Annotated in this window: 19 protein-coding genes and 1 rRNA gene; 9 read left to right on the top strand and 11 right to left on the bottom strand. The window is 64.7% G+C overall.

The genetic code is table 11. The features are described from left to right. Positions 1-32 precede the first annotated feature (32 nt). Entirely contained in the window at positions 33-2,630 is a 2,598-nt protein-coding gene (gene pepN / locus A0J57_RS14760) for an aminopeptidase N (RefSeq protein ID WP_061934345.1), read from the top strand. 63 nt (positions 2,631-2,693) lie between these two features. Here pepN and A0J57_RS14755 read toward each other — a convergent pair whose 3' ends face one another. Genes A0J57_RS14755 through A0J57_RS14740 form a run of 4 tightly spaced genes read right to left on the bottom strand, consistent with a single transcriptional unit; the run spans position 2,694 to position 6,239 of the window. Further along, a complete protein-coding gene (locus A0J57_RS14755; protein ID WP_082166215.1) occupies positions 2,694-3,308 on the bottom strand; it encodes an ABC-type transport auxiliary lipoprotein family protein in 615 nt (204 codons plus the stop codon). Positions 3,309-3,315: 7 nt separating this feature from the next. Then, the gene (locus A0J57_RS14750; protein WP_044660606.1) at positions 3,316-4,278 is read right to left on the bottom strand and encodes an MlaD family protein; all 963 of its coding nucleotides are present in this window, start codon (positions 4,276-4,278) and stop codon (positions 3,316-3,318) included. A 3-nt stretch (positions 4,279-4,281) separates the two neighbouring features. Next, positions 4,282-5,130, bottom strand: coding sequence for an ABC transporter ATP-binding protein (locus A0J57_RS14745; RefSeq protein WP_044660607.1), 849 nt, complete (start codon positions 5,128-5,130; stop codon positions 4,282-4,284). Further along, positions 5,130-6,239: an ABC transporter permease gene (locus A0J57_RS14740; RefSeq protein ID WP_044662860.1), complete on the bottom strand. Its 1,110-nt coding sequence runs from the start codon at positions 6,237-6,239 to the stop codon at positions 5,130-5,132. The genes A0J57_RS14745 and A0J57_RS14740 overlap by 1 nt, the downstream gene beginning before the upstream one ends. Positions 6,240-6,338: 99 nt before the next feature. Between A0J57_RS14740 and A0J57_RS14735 the strand changes: the two genes are divergently transcribed. Beyond that, positions 6,339-7,013: an HAD family phosphatase gene (locus A0J57_RS14735; RefSeq protein ID WP_048577331.1), complete on the top strand. Its 675-nt coding sequence runs from the start codon at positions 6,339-6,341 to the stop codon at positions 7,011-7,013. A gap of 66 nt (positions 7,014-7,079) precedes the next feature. Here the strand turns inward: A0J57_RS14735 and A0J57_RS14730 are convergent, their stop codons facing one another. Together A0J57_RS14730 and A0J57_RS14725 are read right to left on the bottom strand one after the other, a co-directional pair. Beyond that, the gene (locus A0J57_RS14730) at positions 7,080-8,012 is read right to left on the bottom strand and encodes a 2-hydroxyacid dehydrogenase (protein WP_061934343.1); all 933 of its coding nucleotides are present in this window, start codon (positions 8,010-8,012) and stop codon (positions 7,080-7,082) included. Then, positions 8,009-9,334: a cystathionine gamma-synthase family protein gene (locus A0J57_RS14725; RefSeq protein WP_061934341.1), complete on the bottom strand. Its 1,326-nt coding sequence runs from the start codon at positions 9,332-9,334 to the stop codon at positions 8,009-8,011. The genes A0J57_RS14730 and A0J57_RS14725 overlap by 4 nt, the downstream gene beginning before the upstream one ends. Before the next feature lie 222 nt (positions 9,335-9,556). On the opposite strand from A0J57_RS14725, the gene A0J57_RS14720 reads away from it, so the two are divergent. Next, positions 9,557-11,968 carry a ligase-associated DNA damage response DEXH box helicase gene (locus tag A0J57_RS14720; protein ID WP_044660610.1) on the top strand — a complete coding sequence of 804 codons (2,412 nt, stop codon included), beginning with the start codon at positions 9,557-9,559 and terminating at the stop codon, positions 11,966-11,968. Between the two features lie 179 nt (positions 11,969-12,147). Here A0J57_RS14720 and ppa read toward each other — a convergent pair whose 3' ends face one another. Both ppa and A0J57_RS14710 read right to left on the bottom strand, forming a co-directional pair. Continuing rightward, a complete protein-coding gene (gene ppa, locus A0J57_RS14715) occupies positions 12,148-12,690 on the bottom strand; it encodes an inorganic diphosphatase (RefSeq protein ID WP_025550754.1) in 543 nt (180 codons plus the stop codon). A 43-nt stretch (positions 12,691-12,733) separates the two neighbouring features. Beyond that, complete coding sequence (locus A0J57_RS14710; protein ID WP_044662861.1) at positions 12,734-14,653, bottom strand: M61 family metallopeptidase; 1,920 nt, start codon at positions 14,651-14,653, stop codon at positions 12,734-12,736. A 152-nt stretch (positions 14,654-14,805) separates the two neighbouring features. Here A0J57_RS14710 and hisS point away from each other — a divergent pair, with 152 nt between their 5' ends. The 4 genes from hisS (at position 14,806) to A0J57_RS14690 (ending at position 19,227) form a co-directional block, all read left to right on the top strand. Next, positions 14,806-16,068 (top strand): histidine--tRNA ligase, encoded by a 1,263-nt coding sequence (gene hisS, locus A0J57_RS14705; RefSeq protein WP_061934339.1) that lies wholly within the window; start codon positions 14,806-14,808, stop codon positions 16,066-16,068. Continuing rightward, on the top strand, positions 16,065-17,159 hold the full coding sequence (gene prfA / locus A0J57_RS14700; RefSeq protein ID WP_173664366.1) for a peptide chain release factor 1: 1,095 nt from the start codon (positions 16,065-16,067) through the stop codon (positions 17,157-17,159). The genes hisS and prfA overlap by 4 nt, the downstream gene beginning before the upstream one ends. Positions 17,160-17,277: 118 nt before the next feature. Further along, a complete protein-coding gene (gene prmC / locus A0J57_RS14695) occupies positions 17,278-18,105 on the top strand; it encodes a peptide chain release factor N(5)-glutamine methyltransferase (protein WP_061934335.1) in 828 nt (275 codons plus the stop codon). Positions 18,106-18,423: 318 nt separating this feature from the next. After that, positions 18,424-19,227, top strand: a complete 804-nt coding sequence (locus tag A0J57_RS14690; RefSeq protein WP_061934333.1) for a DUF4167 domain-containing protein — start codon at positions 18,424-18,426, stop codon at positions 19,225-19,227. 101 nt (positions 19,228-19,328) lie between these two features. Here the strand turns inward: A0J57_RS14690 and A0J57_RS14685 are convergent, their stop codons facing one another. Then, complete coding sequence (locus A0J57_RS14685) at positions 19,329-19,706, bottom strand: acyl-CoA thioesterase (RefSeq protein WP_048577312.1); 378 nt, start codon at positions 19,704-19,706, stop codon at positions 19,329-19,331. Beyond that, complete coding sequence (locus tag A0J57_RS14680) at positions 19,699-19,998, bottom strand: hypothetical protein (protein WP_048577311.1); 300 nt, start codon at positions 19,996-19,998, stop codon at positions 19,699-19,701. The genes A0J57_RS14685 and A0J57_RS14680 overlap by 8 nt, the downstream gene beginning before the upstream one ends. Before the next feature lie 74 nt (positions 19,999-20,072). Between A0J57_RS14680 and A0J57_RS14675 the strand changes: the two genes are divergently transcribed. Next, positions 20,073-20,501, top strand: a complete 429-nt coding sequence (locus A0J57_RS14675; RefSeq protein ID WP_044660616.1) for a CBS domain-containing protein — start codon at positions 20,073-20,075, stop codon at positions 20,499-20,501. A gap of 6 nt (positions 20,502-20,507) precedes the next feature. On the opposite strand, the gene A0J57_RS14670 is transcribed toward A0J57_RS14675, so the two are convergent. Further along, positions 20,508-21,995 carry a lipopolysaccharide biosynthesis protein gene (locus A0J57_RS14670; protein WP_173664363.1) on the bottom strand — a complete coding sequence of 496 codons (1,488 nt, stop codon included), beginning with the start codon at positions 21,993-21,995 and terminating at the stop codon, positions 20,508-20,510. Positions 21,996-22,436: 441 nt separating this feature from the next. Between A0J57_RS14670 and A0J57_RS14665 the strand changes: the two genes are divergently transcribed. Next, positions 22,437-22,508, top strand: a 16S ribosomal RNA gene (locus A0J57_RS14665); the annotation flags it as partial.

The following is a 22,508-nucleotide window of genomic DNA, read 5'->3' as shown; positions in this document are numbered from 1 at the left end:
CCTTTTCCGCCTCAACTGCCTAGCCTGCACGCATGGCAGACAATTCCTCCTCCCTCACCGTGCCTCATATCGTCCGTCGCGAGGACTATCGGCCGCCGGACTGGCTTGTTCCCGACATCGCGCTGGATTTCGATCTCGACGCCGCTGCAACGCGCGTCCATGCGACCTTGTCGGTCACGCGAAATGGCGATCATGACCGGCCGCTGAAACTGGATGGCGACGGCCTCCTGCCGCTGGAGATCAGGGTCGATGGCAACCCGATCGCCGCGGACCAATGGTCGATGGACAGCGGCGCGCTGGTCATCGCGCTTCCCGACGCCGTTCATATAGTTGAAACGCTCGTGGAGATCGCGCCTCAGGACAACAGCAAACTGATGGGGCTTTATGCCAGCGGCGGCCTCCTCTGCACACAATGCGAGGCGGAGGGTTTCCGGCGCATCACCTTCTTCCCCGACCGGCCCGATGTGCTGTCGCGCTATTCGGTGCGCATGGCGGCGGACAAGGCGCTCTACCCGGTGCTGCTCGCCAATGGCGATCCTGTCGAGCAGGGAGAGTTGCCCGGCGGCCGCCACTGGGCGCGCTGGAACGATCCCTTTCCCAAGCCCTGCTATCTGTTCGCGCTGGTCGCCGGCGACCTTGCCTGCAATGCCGACCGCTTCGTCACGATGAGCGGGCGGGAGGTGCAACTGGGCATATGGGTCAGGGAAGCGGATCTGCCCCGCACCGCCCATGCGATGCAGGCGCTCAGGAACAGCATGGCCTGGGACGAGCGCGTCTATGGCCGTGAATATGATCTGGACGTGTTCAACATCGTCGCCGTTGCCGATTTCAACTTCGGGGCGATGGAGAACAAGGGCCTCAACATCTTCAATTCACGCTACATATTGGCCGATCCGGAAACCGCGACGGACATCGACTATGACGGCGTCGAGGGGGTGGTGGCGCATGAATATTTCCACAACTGGTCGGGCAATCGCGTCACCTGCCGCGACTGGTTCCAACTCAGCCTGAAAGAAGGCTTCACCGTCTTCCGCGACCAGAATTTCTCCGCCGACATGGGATCGCACGCGGTCAAGCGGATCGAGGACGTCCGCATCCTTCGCGCGGCGCAGTTCCAGGAGGACCGCGGACCGCTCGCCCATCCGGTTCGTCCGGAATCCTATATGGAAATCAGCAACTTCTACACCGCGACCATCTACAATAAAGGCGCGGAGCTGATCCGCATGATGGCGCTGATGCTGGGTCCGGAGCGCTTCCGTGCCGGAACGGACCTCTATTTCGACCGGCATGATGGCGAGGCAGCGACCTGCGAGGATTTCGTGCGGGCGATGGAGGAGGGGGGAGAGATCGACCTCGGCCAGTTCCGCCTCTGGTACGAGCAGGCCGGCACGCCCCATGTCCGCGCCCTGCTGACCCACGACCCGGTTGCGCGCAGCGTGACATTGCTGCTGGAGCAGACGGTCCCGCCGACGCCGGGCCAGCCCGAAAAACGGCCCATGGCCATCCCGCTGCGCACGGCTCTGTTCGATCCGGAAACGGGTGAGAACCGGGGCGATGAGCTGCTGATGCTGACCGAAGCGCGGCAGAGCTTCACCTTCCAGGGCTGGACGACCGCGCCCATCCTTTCGATCAATCGCGGCTTTTCCGCCCCGGTCATTGTCGAAACCAATCGCAGCCAGGCCGATCTTGCCTTCCTCTCGGCCCATGACGACGATCCCTTCGCCCGTTATGAGGCGATGCAGCAACTCATGGTCAATGTGCTGGTCGGCCGGATCGGCGGGCAGGCGGTCGATGAGGATGCGGTGATCGCCGCGATCCGCAACGCCGCCACCGATCCGCTGCTAGATCCCGCCTTCGTCGCGGAGGCGATCCGCCTGCCAAGCGAAGCCTATCTGGGCGATCAGATGGCGGTGGTCGATCCCGACGCGATCCACGCGGCGCGGGATGCGCTGCAACGGCGCATCGGCGCCGAACTGGAGCCGCTCTGGCGCGATATTCACGCCCGGACCAGGGCCAATGCCTTCGCCCTGTCGTCAGCCGCCAAGGGCGCCAGGAAGCTGCGCAACACGGCGCTGCTCTATCTTGCAGCTTCCGGCGCGGTGGATGGTCCGGCCGTCGCCTTCGGCCAGTTCAGCGAGGCCGACAATATGACCGAGCGGCAGGCAGCGCTCGCCACATTGGCGAACGGCACCAGCGCGGAACGGGAAGCGGCGCTCGACATCTTCTACAACCGCTATCGCGACGATGCGCTGACGCTGGACAAATGGTTCCAGACCCAGGCCTTCGCCTTCCATCCCGATACGGTCGATCTGGTCGAGGAACTGGGCAGGCACAAGGATTTCACCCTGACTAACCCCAACCGGGTGCGCGCGCTCTATGGCGCCTTCGCAGGCAATCAATGGGCGTTCCATCACCCGTCGGGCAAGGGCTATCGTCTGGTGGCGGATTGCATCATCGCGCTCGACAAGCTGAACCCCCAGACCGCCGCCCGGCTGGTGCCGCCGCTCGGCCGCTGGAAACGGTTCGATGAACCACGCGCTGCGCTGATGCGGGCGGAATTGCAGCGCATCCTGCTTGAGCCGGGACTGTCGAAGGATGTGACGGAGCAGGTAAGCAAGAGTTTGGAGTAAAGACGTCCTTCCACCCAGCGGGTCACCCCAGCGAAAGCTGGGATGACGGTCAGGAACGGCGCCTTACCTTCCCGAAGTCGCCAGCCAGGCGGCCACATCCGCCGCCACCTTGTTCGCAGCGGCATTGAGCGGAGCGCCCACGCTGCTGGCGTCGATCTTGCCCCCGATCGGCGCGCTGGCGGTGAAGCGCTGCTTGGCGATGGCCGTGCCGCCCGGCCCGGTGAGCATCGCGTCATAGGTCACGACCGCGCTGTTGCTCGCCTCATCCACGCCGAAATCGACCAGCTCGCCCATCAGCCGCTGCCCGGCGTCGGCGGAATATTGGCCGGGGTCGAGCACGATGCGGTTGCTGGTGGCGGCGATGGTTTCGCCCAGCAGCTTCTGGAACAGGTGGCGCGGCGTGTCCGCCCATTGCACCTTCGTCACATAGGCGACCGACGTGGGGGAGGTAATCACCGGCACCCGCACCGTATCCAGCATCTTGGGCGCTTCGGGATCGGCCACCGTGATGGATGCGCCCGCCGATGCGCTGCGCAACGTGCCCGGGGCGACCTTCTGCGCGGCGTTGAGCGACAGCAGCCGTTCGGGCGGCTTGCCGCCAAAGGACACGCAGCCCGCCAGCATCGATGCGCCGAGGGCCACGGGCATCAGGCCAAGTTTCCTGTGAAACATCATCATGTCCCTCTTATCGCTTGTAATCAGGCAATTTGGGCGATCCGACGATCGATCCCGCGCCCTGCTGATCCAGTTTTTCCGCCACGCCGCGGAAGGAGCGCGACATTTCGCGCAGGTCGCGGACCAACTGGTTCACCTCCGGCATGGTCTGGTTGCTGAAGGCGTGGACGCCCGGCTGCGCCTCCGCGATGGTCTTGTCGAGCGTGTCGATGCTGCGCGTGGCCGACTGGATGCTCTTGCGCAGGTCGGCCAGCAGCGGACGGCCCTCATCATTCACCATGGCGTCGGTGGACGCGGCCAGCTTGCCGATCTGTTCGGCGGCGATGCCGGTGCGCTGCACGGCGATGCGCGCCTCGGCCAGCGTTGCCGCGATTTCGGGGCTGCGGTCGGCCAGCGAGCCGGAAATCCGCTCCACATTGGCCAATATGCCGGCGATGGACTGCTGATTCTTGTCGTTCAGCAATTCCGTCAGCCGCTCGGTCAGCGTCGACAGCCGCTCCAGCAATTGCGGGGCGTTGTTGAGCAGCTCGCCCAGCGCGCCCGGCTTGGTCGGGATCACCGGTACGCCATCGGGGCAGGAGGCGAGGGGGTTTTCCGCCGGGCAGGTGATCGGCGGCGCGCCCTTGACCGCGCCGTCCAGCACGATTTCCGACACGCCGGTAAAGCCCACCCCGGCAATGGTCGCGGTGGTCCCTTGCAGGATCGGCGTCCCTTCCTTCACCGAAATGCGCACCTTCACGAAGCTGGGATCGCGCTTCCACAGCTCGATCTTCTCGACCTGACCGGACGGGACGCCGGAATAGTTGACGCTCGATCCCTTGGCGAGGCCGTTGACCGACTGTTTGAAGAAGATGTCATATTCCATATTGTCGCCCTGGGAGAGGCGCGAGAACCAGAAAGCCGCGATCATGATCGCCGCCAGCAGCAGCAGCGTGACCGTGCCCACCAGCACATGGTTGGAGCGGGTTTCCATATCCTATCGCCTCTTGTCCTTTTCGCGAGCGACCGCCGCCGTCGCGGCGCGCCCGCGCGGGCCGTTGAAATATTCCTGAATCCAGGGATGGTCGGTCGCCAGCAGCTCATCGATGGTGCCGACCGCCGTCACCTTCCTGTCCGCCAGCACCGCCACCCGGTCGCAGATCGAATAGAGCGTGTCGAGATCATGGGTGATGAGGAAGACGGTCAGCCCCAGCGTCTGCTGCAATTTGCGCGTCTGATCGTCGAAGGCGGCCGCGCCGATGGGATCAAGCCCGGCCGTGGGTTCGTCGAGGAACAGCAGGTCGGGATCAAGCGCCAGCGCCCGCGCCAACCCAGCGCGCTTCTTCATCCCGCCCGACAGTTCGGCGGGATATTTGGGACCCGCCTCGGCGGGCAGGCCGGTCATGCGGATCTTGTAGGCGGCAATCTCGTCGCGCAGCTTGGGGCCGATGTTCGGATAATATTCGCGGATCGGCACCTCGACATTCTCCGCGACCGTCAGCGTCGAGAACAGCGCGCCGCCCTGGAACAGCACGCCCCAGCGCTTGCGGATCGCCAGCGCCTCATCGTCCAGCCGGCCGATCATCGATTCCCCGAAGACGTGGACCTCGCCCTCATCGGGGGTCTGGAGGCCGATGATGGAGCGCATCAGCACCGACTTGCCTGTCCCCGACCCGCCGACCACGCCCAATATCTCGCCCTTGCGCACGTCGAGGTTCAATCCCTCATGCACGACCTGGTCGCCGAAGCTGTTGCGCAGGTTGCGGACCGATATGGCGACATCATCGCGCTCCAGCGCCTTTTCGACCCGCTCTTCCTCCGCGCTCATCGCTTCTTCGGGCGTCATCAGTTCCAGCCCACCCAGGTGAAGAAGACGGCGAAGAAGGCGTCGAGCACGATGACGAGGAAGATCGCCTGCACCACCGCCGACGTCGTGCGCAGCCCCACTTCCTCGGCATTGGCCTTGACCTGCATGCCCTGGAAACAGCCGGCGAGCGCGATAATGACGCCGAAGACGGGCGCCTTGATCAGCCCCACCCACAGGTCGTGGATCGGCACCACCTCCCGCAGCCGCTGGACGAAGGTGATCGGCGGAATGTCGAGCGATACGGCGCAGAGGAACCCGCCGCCGACGATCGCGACGATGGAGGAATAAAAGCCGAGCAGCGGCATCATCACGACGACGGCCAGCGTGCGCGGCAGCACCAGCGCCTCCATGGGCGACACGCCGATGGTGCGCATGGCGTCGACCTCCTCGGTCAGCTTCATCGTCCCCAGTTGCGCGGCGAAGGCGGAACCGGACCGGCCCGCGACCATGATCGCCGTCATCAGCACGCCGAGTTCACGGAAGGTGAGGCGCCCGACCAGGTTGATCGTCAGCATCTCCATGCCGAACTGGCGGAGCTGCACCGAACCCTGCTGGGCGATGACGATGCCGATCAGGAAGCTCATCAGGCCGATGATGCCGAGCGCCGAGACGCCCACCACCTCGAACCGCTGGACCACCGCATTGATGCGGAACCGGCTGGGATGGCGGATGACGTTCCACGTGGCCACCAGCGTTCCGCCGAAAAAGCCGAGCAGGCCCAGCATGGTGCTGCCCGCATTGACCACCGCTTCCCCGATCTGGCCGACGACGCGCTGCCAGGGCGGCACATAGTCGGGGCGGATGTTGACCGGTTCATCGACGCGGCCGACCGCCGCGATCAGCCGTTCCGCATCGCATTTGTCGCCCGTGATCTTGCAGTTCCAGCGCTTGATCGTGCGGTGCAGCACCCAGGCGCCGATCGTGTCCATATGTTCCACGCCCGACAGGTCGATGGTGTCGACCGGACCCTCTATCGCGTCCAGCCGGTCGGGCAGATGGTTGAGGCAAGCGATGGACATATTGCCCGAAAGCCGAATGACCGTCTCGCCGTCGCGGACTTCCTGAGCAAGATCAGCGGCTTTGTTCATCAAGGCGGTGGTGTGGTCCATTATCGGTTGCACGGCAAGCCGAAACGGCCCATCCGCACGATCAAACGAAGGGGCACCGCAAAAAGTTTCGGACATGGCATGACGCACAGGCTCGCAATCTACGATATGGACCGCACGGTCACCTTCAGCGGCACCTATACCGGCTTTCTGGTGCATGTCGCGAAACGCATGGCGCCGTGGCGTCTGGCGCTGTTTCCCGGCGTCGTCCTGCTGATGCTGGCCTATGTGCTGAAGCTGATCAGCCGGCAGCGGCTGAAGGAAATGAACCAGGCGCTGATGATCGGCCATAATGTCGAGCGTGCCCGGCTGATGCCGCATGTGGAAAGCTATGCGGCGAAGGTGGTGGCCCATAATGTCCGTGCGGGCGCGTTGGCGCAGATCGCGAAGGACAGGGCGGACGGCTATCGGCTGGTTCTCGCTACCGCCTCCTACCGCCTTTATGTCGAGCCGATTGCCCGGCGGCTGGGCTTCGATGCGGTGATCGCGACCGATCATCTCTCGCAGGATCTGCGCTATGTCCGCGCCAGGATCGCGGGCGAGAACTGCTACGACACCGGCAAGCTGCGCATGATCAAGGCGTGGATGGCGGCCGAGGCAATCGACCGCGGCCAAGCGCATATCCGCGCCTATTCCGACCATGTGTCCGACGCGCCCATGCTGGAGTTCGCGGATATTCCCTTCGCGTCCAATCCGCACAAGCCGCTGGCGAAGCTGGCGGCGGAACGGGGATGGAAACGGGTGGACTGGGCGTAAGGCTCGAGGGCGGCATAGGCGGTACGGGATGACGTGCTCCTGCCTTTGCAGGAGCATGATGCGCCGTTAAATCACCGGAGAAACCAGCGCCTCCCCGGCAAAATGCGCGGCGAGATTCGCCAACAGCATGTCCCGCATCCGCCCGACCGCCTCATAGGTCGCGCCGCCTGTATGCGGGGTCAGCACGATATTCGGCACATCGGCCCAGCGCGCCGCGGGCGTAGGCTCGCTCTCGAACACGTCCAGCGCCGCTCCGCCCAGCCGTCCCTCGCGCAGAGCCGCGATCAGTGCATGCTCATCCACCAATTGCCCCCGCGCGACATTCACCAGCAGCCCTTGTGGCCCCAGCGCGTCCATCACGGACGCATCGATCATCCCGCGATTCTCCTCGGTCGCCCTGGCCGCCACCACCATGACGTCACTGTCCCGCGCCAGCGCCGCCAGACTTTGCGCCCGTGGCCAGCGCAGTTCCGGCTTGTCTCGTGGCCCCCACCATCCGACCCGCATCCGCATCGCCCCGGCCCGTTCGGCCAAGGCGACCCCGATGCTCCCCATGCCGACGATCCCGATCGCCGCGCCCGCCATGGATCGGGTGAGCATCTTCGCGCCCGCGCTCCATTCACCCGACCGCACCTGCCGATCGCCCAGCACGATCTGCCGCCGGTGCGCGAGGATCAGCCCCAGGGCATGATCCGCGACATCCGCCGCATTCGCGTCCCCCGCATGGGTCACGGCCACGCCGCGCGCCCGTGCCCAGTCGAGGTCCACCCCGTCATAGCCCACGGTGAAACAGGCGATCAGCCGCAGCGCCGCCATCCGCTCCAGCATCGCCGGGTCGAGCCGGAACTCGCCCGCCGTCACCAGCGCTTCGGCCTCCGCCAGCTGCGCCTGCCCGCTCTCCTCCCACAAGGCCATGACGTCATAATGGGGGGCCAGCACGTCCAGCAGCGGCGCCAGATGCGGCTGCGCCACCAGGATCAGGGGGCGCGCTTTCCTCATCCCACCGCCCGCAAGGCCTGGGCGAAATCCGCGATCAGATCTTCCGCATCCTCGCAGCCGATGGAGATGCGCACCATATTGTCGCTGATCGCCAGCGCCTTCTTGCGTTCGACGGGGACGGACAGATGCGTCATCGCCGCCGGATGGCTCGCCAGCGTCTCTGTCCCGCCCAGGCTGACGGCCAGCTTGGCGATCTTCAGCGCGTCCAGAAAGGCGAAGGCCTCCGCCTCGCCGCCCTTCAGGTAAAGCGAGAAGGTCGATCCCGCGCCCGTGCAATGCCGGCGGTAGATGTCCGCCTGCCGCTCGGTCTCCGGAAAGCCGAGATAGACGACCTTCTCCACCTGCGGCTGGTCCTTCAGCCAGGCGCAGACCCTGGCCGCATTCTCGCCCGCGCGGCTCATCCGCAGCTCCAGCGTCTCCAGCGACCGCAGCAGCATCCAGGCGGAATGCGGGTCCAGGATCGTGCCGATGGTGTTCCGCATCAGCCGGATGGTGTTGATCAGCGCATTGGACCCCAGCACCCCGCCCGCGACCAGATCGCTGTGCCCGCCCGCATATTTGGTGAGGCTGTAGATGACGAGATCCGCCCCATGGCTCAGCGGATGCAGCCAGAGCGGCCCCAGGAAAGTATTGTCGATGGCGATGGGCGGTCGATATTCTTCGCCTGCGAAGGAAAAGTCGCGCCGCGCAACTACCGCCTCCAGATCGACGAGGACATTGGTCGGATTGGCCGGGCTTTCCAGATAGATCAGCGCCACGCGGCCCAGCGCCTTGGCCCGGTCGATCACCGCGCCGATCTCCTCCTCGCTCGCGCCTGCGGGGAAATCCAGCCACTGCACGCCGAACTTGCCGAGGATGCGTCCGATCAACGATTCGGTTGCGGCATAGAGCGGCGCCGAATGGACGATCACGTCGCCCGGCTGCACCAAAGCCAGCAAGGTCGTCGCAATGGCGGACATGCCGCTGGAAAAGAGCAGGGCGTCCTCCGCCTCTTCCCAGACCGACAGCCGGTCCTCCGCAATCTCCTGATTCGGCCCATTGAAGCGCGAATAGACGAGGCCTTCGGCGCCGCCGGGGCGGATGCCGGTCACCCCCTCGAAATGCCGCTTGCCCGCTGCGGCGCTTTCGAAGGCGAAGGTGGAGGTGAGGAAGATCGGCGGCTTCAGCGATCCCTCGGACAGAGTGGGGTCATAGCCATGGCCCATCATCAACGTCGCGGGCTTCAGCTTGCGGCCTTCGATTTCCATGATCGGTTGCTTGGGGCGGCGGCGGTTGCGCGTGGGTTCCGCGCCCGTGAGGTCGGCTTCGGTTTCGCCGGTCATCGATGATCTCCTGCATGTTTGCGGCGTCTGTTGCGCCGCTGCGATGGCAGGGAGTGTAACGCTTTCGGGGGGGAAGGAGCCAGAGCGGATTGTTAGATTATTTCATGAAACCAAAGTTAAATTACTATGCGCTCCAGTTCCTGCTCAGGAGCGCGGAGCGTTTTGAGGCGAGGCAGCGTTGAACAGGATGACGTTTATGTCTTCCCATCCTACATCCTCCCCATGAACCAACGCCTACCCGAACCGCTGGAGCAATGGTTCACCTCACGCGGCTGGACGCCCCGCCGCCACCAGATCGACATGCTGAGCGCTGCCCGATCCGGCGACCACGCGCTGCTCGTCGCGCCCACCGGCGCGGGCAAGACGCTCGCCGGCTTCCTGCCGACCCTGGCCGACCTCATCGAAAATCCCGGTGAGGGCCTCCACACCCTCTATGTCTCGCCCCTCAAGGCGCTCGCCGTCGACGTACGGCGCAACCTTCTGACGCCGATCGAGGAAATGGGCCTGCCGATCCGGGTGGAAACCCGCACCGGCGACACCCCTTCCGACCGCAAGGCGCGCCAGCGCGCCCGCCCGCCGCAAATCCTGCTCACCACGCCCGAATCGCTGTCGCTGCTGCTGAGCTATCCCGACAGCTTCCTGATGTTCCCAGGCCTGAAGACGGTCATCATCGATGAAGTCCACGCCTTCGCCACGCAAAAGCGCGGCGACATCCTCAACCTTTCCCTGTCCCGCCTCCAGAGCATCAATCCGGGCCTTCGCCGCGTGGCGCTGTCGGCGACCGTCGCCGATGTCGATGCCTATCGGGCCTGGCTGGCCCCGGACGGGGACATCGGCGCCGTCACTCCGGTCTTGGGAGAGGCGGGCGCCGATCCCCATGTCGCCATCCTCATCCCCGAAGGGCGCATTCCCTGGTCCGGGCACTCCGGCAAATATGCCGCCCGGCAGGTGATGGAGGAGATCGAGCGCCGCGCCACGACATTGGTCTTCTGCAACACGCGCGGCCTGGCGGAACTGATCTTCCAGGAACTCTGGTCGGTGAACGAGGCGAACCTGCCCATCGCCATCCATCATGGCAGCCTTTCCATCGAAGCGCGAAGGAAGGTGGAGGCGGCGATGGCGGCCGGCAGGTTGCGCGCGCTGGTCGCCACCGCCTCGCTCGATCTCGGCGTCGACTGGGGCAATGTGGACTGCGTGATCCAGATGGGCGCCCCCAAGGGCAGTTCGCGCCTGCTCCAGCGCATCGGGCGGGCCAATCACCGCCTCGACATGGCGTCCGAGGCGATCCTTATCCCCGGCAACCGTTTCGAATATCTCGAAGCCCGCGCCGCGCTGGACGCGGTGGAGGCGGGCGAGCGCGACACCGACGATTTCCGTCCGGGCAGCCTGGACGTCCTTGCCCAGCATGTCATGGGCCTCGCCTGCGCAGCGCCCTTTCGGGCGGAAGATCTGCTGGCGGAAGTCCGGTCGGCCACCCCCTATGGCGCGTTGACGGAGGAAGCCTTTGCCAATGTCCTCCATTTCATCGAAGGCGGCGGCTATGCCCTGCGCGCCTATGACCGCTTCAAGCGGCTGACGCTTGGACCTGACGGTCTATGGCGCGTCTCCCATCCGCGCTTCATCCAGCAGCATCGCCTCAACGCCGGCATCATCGTCGACCAGCCCGCGCTCGCCGTCCGCTTCGCCAATGGGCGCAAGCTCGGCACGGTGGAGGAGGGCTTCGCCGCCACCTTGAGTCCCGGCGACTGCTTCTTCTTTTCCGGCACCGCATTGGAAGTGGTCCGTATGGACAGCACCGACCTCATCGTCCGCGCGACGTCCAGACAGGCACGCATCCCCAGCTGGGGCGGCACGCGCATGGCCATGTCCACGCGGCTGGCCGACCGCGTCCGCCACTTCCTGGCCGAACCGGAGCAATGGTCCCGCTTTCCCGACGATGTGCGCGAATGGCTGGAGGTGCAGAAATATCGCTCGGCCCTGCCCGAACCGGGGCAATTGCTGATCGAGACATTCCCGCATGAGGGGCGGCACTATCTCGTCTGCTACAGTTTCGAAGGCTGGAACGCGCATCAGTCGCTGGGCATGCTGCTGACCCGCCGCATGGATGCGCAGGGCCTGATGCCGATGGGCTTCGTTTCCAACGACTATGCGCTGGCCGTTTATGGGCTGAAGCCGATCACGGACCCGCAGAGCCTCTTTTCGGCCGACATATTGGATCATGAATTCATCGAATGGGTCGAACAGTCGAGCCTGCTCAAGCGCGCCTTTCGCGACGTGGCCGTCATTTCCGGCCTGATAGAGCGCCAGCATCCCGGTAAGCGCAAGACGGGTCGGCAGGTCACTTTCTCGACTGACCTCATCTACGACGTGCTGCGCAAATATCAGCCCGATCATCTGCTGCTGAAGGCGGCCTGGGCCGACGCCCGCGCACGGATGACCGACGTGGGACGGTTGGGCGACCTGATCGACCGCGCGTCGGCCACCATGCTGCATGTCGATCTCGACCGGGTGAGCCCGCTCGCCGTCCCCGTGCTGATCCTCATCGGACGCGAGCAGGTCGCCCAGCATGAGGTGGAGGATGCCCTGCTCATCGAGGCCGAAGCCCTGGTTGCGGAAGCCATGCGCCCGGATTGAATGGGTGGCGGAGGCAGCCGGTCATTACGGCATTCATCGCCTCTGTCTTTGGGGAGTGGCGCAGCGGACGGCCATCTTCACCGATTCCAACGCACGGCGCTTCATGGATCAGACAAAATGAAGAGGGGCCGCGCAGATAAGCTACGCGGCCCCTCTTTCGTTCAGTATTTCGCAGCGCTTCAGGCGGCCTGCTTCTCAGCCTTGTAGCGTTCGATCGCTTCCAGGGTGATGCGCTTGGCGTCTTCCGCGCCGCCCCAGGTGCCGATGCGCACCCACTTCTTCTTTTCCAGATCCTTATAGTGGGTGAAGAAATGCTCGATCTGCTCCATGACGATGCCGGGCAGGTCGTCCTTCTCACCAACGTTCGAATAATAGGGGAAGACCGAATCCGCCGGCACGCAGACCAGCTTTTCGTCGCCGCCCGCTTCATCCTCCAGGTTCAGCACGGCGATCGGGCGGGCCGCGACCACGGCGCCGGGAATGAAGGGCGAGCGGGCGATGACCAGCGCGTCCAGCGGATCGCCATCGGGCGACAGCGTGTGCGGCACAAAGCCGTAATTGGCCGGATAGCGCATCGGCGTATGCAGGATGCGGTCCACGAACAGCGCGCCCGACGCCTTGTCGAACTCATATTTGACGGGCTCGCCACCGACCGGAACCTCGATGATGACATTCAGGCTGTTGGGCGGATCGTCGCCCACCGGGATCAGTTCGATATTCATGGGACTTCAAGCCTTTTTCGATACGCGTTGGCGCTACGGGTGATTATGTTTTCGGTTTCAGCAGCCGGTCCAGGCTGCCTTCACCCTCTCCTGTCTTTTCGAGGCGCGGATAGCGCAGGCCGCCGGAATATGCGAGGGTCAAAGTGCGATAATATTTGTCCTGCTTCACTATGATCTGGAGCGGCTTTCCGGACTTGATCGCCGCCTTGAACACATCGCCCGAATATTCATCGCCATTGATCGCGAGGATCTTCGATCCGGTCGCCAGGCCAGCCTTGAAGGCTGGACTGTCCCAGACGACGTTGCTGATCTCGCCGTCATTCTTGACGATCATGCCGATGCCGAAGCTCTGGTCGGTGAACTTGCCCGATCCTTCGGCCGCCTTGGTGATGGCTCCCGGCGTGTCGCCGTAGACCAGCCTGTAGCCGCCCAGCGTGAAGCCGCCCTTGGGTGTCTCCCTGGTCGTGCTGTCGACATATTTCTGGAAGAAGCCCGCCCAGTCATAGGGCGCGACTGCGTTGAGCGTCTTGATGACGTCGCCGCGATTATAGACGACCTGTCCCCAATCGCCCGGATTGATGCCGAAAAAGGCCCTGGCGAAATCGTCCAGGCCCTTTGCGCCCCTGGTCTGCTGGCGGATGATCGCATCCGCTTCCAGCCAGATCATCAGGCCTTCATTGTAATAATCCTCCGACCGCTGCCAGCTCGACCAGCCCTTGGGACGGCGGGCGGAGATGATCGGGTCGTGGGTGGTGTCCTCCATCGGCCGCCACTCGCGGCCCCGCGCCGTATCCAGCTTGGCCGCGATATGGGCATAGGCGTCCAGCGTTTCCTGCTTGGAGAACAGCCCGGACCGCGCCCCCAGCACATAGCCCCAGAACTGCGTCTGCCCTTCATAGACCCACAGCAGATTATCCTGCATCGGCACGTTGAAATCGGGTGTCCACAGCAGGTCCGGACGGCGGAACTTGCCGTCCCAGCTATGGGTGAATTCATGCGGCAAGAGGTTGCGGTCCAGCAGCGCATCGCCGTCGCCCCATTTCTTGAAATAGCCCGGCTCGACCTGATTCTCCGACGACCGGTGATGCTCCAGCCCGATGCCGCCCATCTCGTCGGTAATGGCGAACAGGAAGTCATAATGGTCGAAATGATAGGTGCCGAACAGCGCGCCCGCTTCATCGACCAGCTTCTTGTGCCTGGCGATCTGGTCGGGTTTGGCGTCCAGTTCGTCGGCATCGTCCGCGACGATGTTGAGCGTCACATTATGGCCGAGGTCCACGGGCTTGAAATGAAGGCCCGCGAACACCGGCGAATCCTGCAAGGCTTCATAATCGATCGTCTCATAGGCGACGGTCGATCCGGTCTTCTTGCCCCGCAAGGCTGTCGCGGCCTGCCAGCCGTCGGGATAGGTGACGGTCGCCTGGATCGGAATCTGCCGCGTATAATAGCCTGCCGGATAGAGCGACACCGACTCCCACTGGATATTGAGCATCTTGGGCGTGACGACGACGCGGCCCTGATTGGGCTGGGTGGCGGACAGGAACTGAAAGGATGCGACGACCTGTTTCGTCCCCTGCGGCACGTCGATCACAAAGCCATAGACGTTGAGCGGATCGCGCTTCCACGCCAGCGGCTTGCCGTCGGCCGTGAAGCTGAGGCCGGTCAGCTTCTCGATCTGTCCGCGCGGCGCATGGTTGCCCGGCAGCCATTGCGGCATCAGCAGCGTCATCGGACCGGCTGCGGCGACGGGGATGGTTTCCTTCACCCGGAAGATGCGCTGCACCGTATCGGTGGCGTCGACCTCCAGCCTGATCGTGCCGCCGGGATAGGGCGCATCCTTGGGCGCCGGCGCGGCATAGTCGACCGGCAGCGCCGTAGGTTTGGAGCGGATCGCATCCTGCGCGATCAGCGGGGTTGCGATCGCCGTGGAAAGGAAAAGGGCGGCAGCAAGGCTGCGGATCATGAACATCTCCGAAAAAGCGTGCGGTCGAACGACCGTATAACAACAGCATGGCGAGCCATTCCGCTCTCGTCCACCCCCAACTCTTCTTGGCATATTTTACGACAAAAAAGCGCGTTTCCTTGAGCCGTCTTTATCGTTAAAGGCGCTGCCCCATGGCGAAGATCGAAACCCCGCGCCCGGTGCGCGGCACGCAGGACATGCTGGGCGGCACGAGCGAAGCGTTTCAGGAACGTTTCGCCCATGTGGTCGCGACCTTCGACCGGGTGCGCAGGCTCTACGGATTCCAGCGGGTGGAAGTGCCGGTGTTCGAATCGACGGCGGTGTTCGCCCGCTCGCTGGGCGAGAGCACGGACGTCGTCTCGAAGGAAATGTACACGTTCGAGGATCGCGGCGGCGACAGCATCACCCTGCGCCCGGAATTCACGGCAGGCATTTCCCGCGCCTATATCACTGAGGGTTGGCAGCAATATGCGCCGCTGAAGGTTGCGACCCACGGCCCGCTGTTCCGCTACGAGCGCCCGCAAAAGGGCCGCTTCCGGCAGTTCCATCAACTCGACGCGGAGATCATCGGCGCGGGGGAGCCGGGCGCGGACGTGGAACTGCTGGTGCTGGCCGACCAGTTGCTGAGGGAACTGGGCATATCGGACGGCGTGACGCTCAACCTCAACACCTTGGGCGACGGCCCGAGCCGCGAAGCGTGGCGCGCCGCGCTGATCGCGCATTTCGAGGCGCATCGGGATCAGCTTTCGGAAGAGAGCCTCGATCGCCTGCACCGCAATCCGCTGCGCATCCTCGACAGCAAGGATCCCCGCGACCGCCCGGTGGCGGACAGCGCGCCGGACATCGACGCCTATCTGACCGACGAAGCGCGCAGCTTCTTCGAAAAGGTGACGGCGGGCCTCGACGCGGCGGGCGTGGCGTGGGAGCGCAACGCCCGGCTGGTGCGCGGCCTCGATTATTACCGTCACACCGCGTTCGAATTCATCACCGACCGCCTCGGCGCGCAGGGCACGGTGCTGGGCGGCGGGCGCTATGACGGGCTGATCGAGAATCTCGGCGGCCCCTCGACCCCGGCGGTCGGCTGGGCGGCGGGGATCGAGCGGCTGGCGATGCTGGTGGATATGCCGGAGATTGCCGGCCCGACCGTCGCCGTCATACCCATGGGCGAAGCCGCCGAAGTCAGGGCCACCGGCATCATCGCCGACCTGCGCCGCGCGGGCATTGCCTGCGACATGGGCTATCGCGGCAACATGAAGAAGCGGATGCAGCGGGCCAATGCTTCGGGCGCGGCCTGGGCGGTGATCCTGGGGGACGACGAACTGGCGCGGGGGGAGGCGGCCGTCCGCAATCTCGGCACGGGCGAACAGGAAGCCGTCGCCCTAGATGCGCTGATCGGGAAACTGGCAACGCGCTGATGCATATCTCCGCCGAACGCATCGCGCAGATCGAAGCGCGCCGGGACGAGGTGCAGGCGTCGATGACGCGTGCCGACCTCGCGCCGGAGGAGTTCGTGCGGCTGTCCAAGGAATATGCGGAGATCGAGCCGGTGGCCAGGGCCGCCCACGAAGTCCGCCGCCTGCGCCAGGAACTGAGCGCCCTCGAATATATGGCGGGCGGCGAGGATGCGGATTCCGATCCGCTGATGCGCGAAATGGCGCAGGAAGAGATGCAACTGATCAAGAGTCGGTTGCCTGACGCCGAACGCGCCCTCGCGCTGCAATTGCTGCCGAAGGATGCCGCCGACGCCCGCCCGGCCATGCTGGAAATCCGCGCAGGCACCGGCGGCGACGAAGCCGCGCTGTTCGCGGGCGACCTGTTCCGCATGTACCAGCGCTATGCCGACGCGCAGGGCTGGAAGATGGAATTGATCTCCGCCAACGCCTCCGAAGTCGGTGGTTATAAGGAGGTCGTCGCCAGCGTCACCGGCACCGGCGTCTTCGCCAAGCTGAAGTTCGAGAGCGGCGTCCACCGTGTCCAGCGCGTTCCGGTCACGGAAAGCGGAGGACGCATCCACACCTCCGCCGCCACCGTCGCGGTGCTGCCGGAGCCGGAGGAGGTCGACGTCCAGATCGCGGACAGTGACCTCAAGATCGACATCTACCGGGCGTCCGGCGCGGGCGGCCAGCATGTCAACACCACCGATTCCGCCGTTCGCATCACCCACTTGCCCTCCGGCATCGTGGTGACGCAGCAGGACGAGCGATCCCAGCACAAGAACAAGGCGAAGGCGATGCAGGTGCTGCGCGCCCGCCTGTATGAGATGGAACGCGAGCGCGCCCAGAGCGAACAGGCCGGCGCGCGCAAGGCGATGGTGGGCTCCGGCGACCGGTCCGAACGCATCCGCACCTATAATTTCCCGCAAGGGCGGGTGACGGACCATCGCATCAACCTGACCCTCCACCGCCTGCCGGAAATATTGGAGGGGCCGGGCCTGTCCGAAGTCATCGACGCGCTGGTGGCGGAGGACGAAGCCGCCCGCCTCGCCCAACTGGATGGCGTGGCGTGATGCCGTCGCCCTCTCAACACCATCCGTCATTCCCGCGTAGGCGGGAATCCATCTCCCATAAGTTGCGACTTGGTGCAGCGTCTGGAGATGGGTTCCCGCTTTCGCGGGAATGACAAATATGGGGGTCGCTCCAGCCTTGCGTCAGGCAACCGAGCGCCTCACGTCCATCAGCGCGACCCCGCGCCTCGACGCGGAACTGCTCCTCGCCCATGCGCTGGAGATCGACCGCAACGAGCTGCTGATGCGCCAGCGCGACCTCAGCGTCCCGCCCGGCTTCGAAACGCTGCTCCAACGCCGCCTGACCGGCGAACCCATCGCCTATATAACCGGCGTGCGCGATTTCTGGACGATCAGCCTGCGCGTCACGCCCGATGTCCTCATTCCCCGTCCTGACAGCGAGACGCTGATCGAGGCGGCTCTCGACCATTTCGGCGCGCGGAGTCCCTCCCGCATCCTTGACCTCGGCACCGGTTCCGGCGCGCTGCTGCTCGCGGCGCTCAGCCAATGGCCGCAGGCAAGCGGGGTGGGCGTTGATATTTCCCCGGCGGCGCTGGCGGTCGCCCAGGGCAATGCCGATCGGCTGGATCTCAGCGAACGCGCCGATTTCCGGATGGGCGACTGGGCGGAGGGAATGGACGGCTCCTTCGACCTGATCCTGATCAATCCACCCTATATCGCCCGCGACGTTGCGTTGGCGGGCGACGTCCTCCATGAGCCCGAAAGCGCCCTTTTCGCAGGCGCGGACGGGCTGGATGACTATCGCCGGATCGCGCCGATGCTGCCCCGGCTGCTGGCGCCGGACGGGATGGCCGCCATCGAGATCGGCTACGACCAACGGCTCAGCGTCTCCACCCTGCTTGCCGATCAAGGACTTAGCGTCGCGGTCCGCCACGATCTCGCCGGTCATGACCGCTGCCTGATCGCAACCCTGGCTCCATCCGTCTGACCCGGCGAAGGATTTGCGCCGGCACAAGCTAAAATTGCTTGGTTTATGGCCGGGAAGCCACTACATGGAGCTTAGGGACGGCACTATCCTGAGGATCTGCCCTGTGGGGCCGCGACAAGAAAAGGCCGTTTTCCCGCTCCTTCAAAGTCACGACGGCGCTGCTGCGCAGGCGCCTCTGGCAGGTCAAGGGCATAGGCCGATCGCTCGGCCCCTGCCTGGCGGAGCCTTATCCGGCCTGATGGTCAGGCCGTGCTGAAGGATGGCGACTGAACAGTGTTTTTCCGTGAATGATGGCAAAGTGAACGCAAGGATCAGCTCTTGATCAACAACAGGCAGGCCGGTCGCCGGAATCGCGGCCGGAACAACAATAATGGCCGGCCCAACGGTGGCAATCGGGGCGGCGGTGACAATGGCAACCGGATCGACAGCCGCGCGCGCGGCAATGCGGCCCAGCTTCTTGAAAAATACAAGAATATGGCGCGCGATGCCCAGATGGCGGGCGATCGGGTGAATGCGGAATATTATCTGCAGTTTGCCGACCATTATTTCCGCGTGCTGGCCGACAATCGCGCCCGTCAGGAGGAGCAGCAGCAACGCTTCCGCCCGCGCGACGAAAGCTTCGACGAGAATTTCGACGATTTCGATGCCGGGGACGAAGCGGGCGAGGACGGGCGCGCCGATCAGGCGAGCGACCGCGGGCAGGACTTCGATCGCCGTCGGGACGAGCAGCGCGATTATCGCGAAGGCCGGAACGACCGCAATCGGCGCGATCGCAATGACCGGAACGACCGCAACGATCGTAACGAACGGCGCCGGGAACGCCCGCCGGTAGAGGAAGTGGCCATCGAGGAAGCCGTGGAACAGCGGCAGCCCGAAACCGCGCCTCAGCCGTCGGCCCCCATGCAGGCCGCTCCGGAATCGCAGCCCGAGGCTGAGGCTCCCCGCGCCCGTCGCGGACGTCCGCGCAAGGCGGCGGCCGCGCAGGAGGAAGGCCAGGGCGGTCTGGATCTGGCGGTGCTGCCGCCCTCGATCGCGCGCGCCGACAATGATGCGGAACCTGCCGCTGAAGCCCCGCGCAAGCGCACCCGCCGGGCCCGGCCTGCTGCTGAAGCCGCCGAATAGGCGCCGGTTCCGCCCGGATGGGCGGGGACGAGCGTCAAGAAAAGGGGACAGTGCCGCTGCGCTGTCCCCTTTTTCATGCTTCCGGCGCGGCCTCGACGGGATCAGGCAATGGGCAGCGGACGCGGCCGGTGATTTTCATCCAAAGCGACGAAGGTGAACAGGCCGCTGGTCAGTTCGACCTTCGTCTCCTGCGGTCCCCGCGTCGCGACGACATCGATCCGGATGGCGACCGATGTCCGTCCCCGCCTTTCCTCATGGGCATAGACCGACACGATGTCGCCCAGCAGGATCGGGGCAATGAACGTCATGCCCTCTATCGCGACGGTCGCTACGGCGCCCCGGGCGATCCGGGCGGCGATGATGCCGCCGGCAATGTCCATCTGGCTCAACACCCAGCCGCCGAAAATATGCCCATTGGCGTTGATGTCCGTGATGTGCGGCACCACGCGCAACACCACTTCGCCCTTTTCGTCAGTCATCACTGGAAACCTCATCCTTCATCCGGTCGATGACCTGTTCGTCATGTCCCGTTCCGCTCGACAGAAATGCCAGCGCCATCAGACCCGTCCCCAACATGAACGTCAACCAGACGCCCAATATGGTGGCGATGACCATATGGATCGGCATGGGGCCCGCCCACCAGCGCAGGAAGAGCAGCGCCGCCCCGACGCACAATGCGCCGCCCAGCGCCATCCATCCCATGATGCGGCGGAACCGCCGCCATGCGACCTGCGCGACCTGAGGGTCATCAAGTCCTTGTCTGTGCGTCATCCCTTTCCTTTGGAGTGTGAAAGTGGGATCATCAAGGGACTGAGGCATTTAGCCGGCAGGCAGGGAGACGGACCATGACGATCGCGGCGATTCTGCAACGCAAGGGACAGGATGTCGTCCAGGTGCAATCGGGCGACACGGTCCTGTCGGTGGTGCAATTGCTGGCCGAGCGGCGGATCGGCTGCGTCCCGGTGGTGGATGACGGCAAGGTGGTCGGCATCTTTTCCGAACGCGACCTGGTCTATCGCGTGGCGCAGGAGGGGGCAGGGGTTCTGGAGCGCCCGGTGGGGGAGATCATGACGGCCCCGGCGATCACCACGGACGAGCGGACGCCCGTCATCCACTGCCTGTCGCTGATGACGAAGCGGCGCATCCGGCATCTGCCCGTCGTGGTCGACGGCGCGCTGGTCGGGCTGGTGTCGATAGGCGATCTGGTGAAGTTCCGGATCGATTCGATCGAATCGGAAGCGGCCGCCCTGCGCGACTATATCCAGACCGCCTGATCCGTTTCACGCGGGCGCCTCGACCGGCGGGGCCCGCCGAACGACCAGCGCGACCAGCTCCATCAGCGTCCCCCGCGCGCACAGCATCAGCGCGGCCAGAAAGGCCAGGCCCCCCGCCGGAACCAATATCCCCAGCCGGATCGGTGCGGCGAGGGGCGGCAGCAACCGGTCGACCGCCATCACCGCCGCAGCCATCAACAGCGAGCAGCCAAGCCCCGGTGCGGTCGCCCGCATCAGGTCGATCAGCCGCAACCCCATCGGCGCGCCCGCCAGCCGGACGGTGAAGAGCGTGAGTATCGGAAAGGCGCACAGCCAGGCCCAGGCCAGTCCGATCGCCCCGAAACGAATCCCGATCAAGAAGGCCGCCGGCATCAGCACCGCGCCCACCGCCGCCACCCGCGCCGTCGTCCCCGGCCGGCCCAGCGCATTGCTGACCGGCGCGAACATCACCTGCAACGTCATGAACGGCATGGCGAGCGCCAGAATCGCGACGAAAGGCGCCATGTCCCGCCACTTCGCGCCGAACAGCGTCTCGACCAAAGGCCCCGCTGTCGCCGCCATGCCCAGATAGACCGGGCAGCTAATCAGCAGCAGCAGCCGCACCGCCTTGCAGAAGGACCATGCGATTCGCGACGGGTCCTTCTGCATCCGCGCATAGGCAGGAAAGGCCACGTCATTGAGCGGCGGGATGAATTTACTGACGAAGATCTGCGTCAGGAACAGCGCTTCGGCATAAAGGCCCAGTTGATGCGGTTCCAGCACCCGCCCGCCGATGAAGATGTCGGCCTGACTCTGCACGATCCAGAAAAGCTGCCCCCCCAGCAGCGACGCGCCATAGGCCACCATCGCCCCGGTTCCGCGAAAATCGAAACTGGGAATCGGCATGAACCCGGTCGCCAGCACATAGCCTATGCCCTTGACCCAGAATCCCGCAATCGGCGCGAACACCAATGTCCAGACGCCCCAGCCCGACAGCGCCCCGGTCAGCGCCACCGCCGCCGACGCGATGGCCGCGATCAGGTTGACCAGCGCGGGCCGCCGGAAATCCATCGCCCGGCCCATGATCGCCTCGGGAATCGAGATGAAGGGCGTCGACAGATAGAGCAGCGCCTGCACCCGCAGCAGATCCGCAACCATGGGCTGCTCATAATAGGCAGCTGCCAGCGGAGCGACCGCAAGCTGGGCCAGGGCAAGTCCGCCGTTCAGCAACAGCATGATGCCGAAGGCCTGCCTCAATTTGTGCGTCTCGACGGTTTCGGACTGCACCAGTGCGCTCACCAGCCCATAGCCGTTGAGGAAGGTCGCGAAGTTCAGGATCACCTGCGTCATTGCGAACAGACCGTAATCGGCGGGATCGAGCATTCGAATCACGGCCAATGTCACGACCCAGCTCAGCATCTGCGCCACGATCTGGCTGCCCGACCGCCAGAGGATCGCGCTTCTTATCTTCGAGCCAAAACCGGCGTCGCTTGCGTCGGCGTCCTGCAAACCCATCTTCATTCCTGTTTTCCGGACCGTTCATGGCCGCGGGGTCCTTCTATCCGGCAAGTCCCAAAAAATTCTGAAATAAAATTGCAAAAAGGGTTTGACGGTTCGGGAAGCCCTCCATATATGCCCCTTCACCGACGCGGCGCTGCCCCACAGGGACGGCGGAAACGACGGTCGCCAACAGGTACGGACGCTGGTCTCCCGGAACGCAAGGAACGGGGTAGGATAGCTGTCCGGTATGGTTGTCGGCTCTTTGACATTGTTGATTGATGAAGGGACATGTGGGCGGCGGCTCCGGGTTCCTGCGGCTTCTAGGCGCAGGATACTCGGTTAAAATAGCCATCCTCACAATGTCCTTACACACCATGTAAGATTTGTGCAGGAATGGCTCCTAGGAATGAGCGGTTTCGGTTTGGGATTATTCCTCCTGGATCGAGATCGGACATCAAACTTGAGAGTTTGATCCTGGCTCAGAACGAACGCTGGCGGCATGCCTAATACATGCAAGTCGAACGAGCC

The sequence above is a fragment of the Sphingobium sp. 22B genome, assembly GCF_001580035.1.
In the GTDB taxonomy this organism is placed as follows: Bacteria; Pseudomonadota; Alphaproteobacteria; order Sphingomonadales; family Sphingomonadaceae; genus Sphingobium; species Sphingobium fuliginis.
Note: the sequence above shows the minus strand (reverse complement) of the source record. Positions and strands in the feature narration are given on the sequence as shown.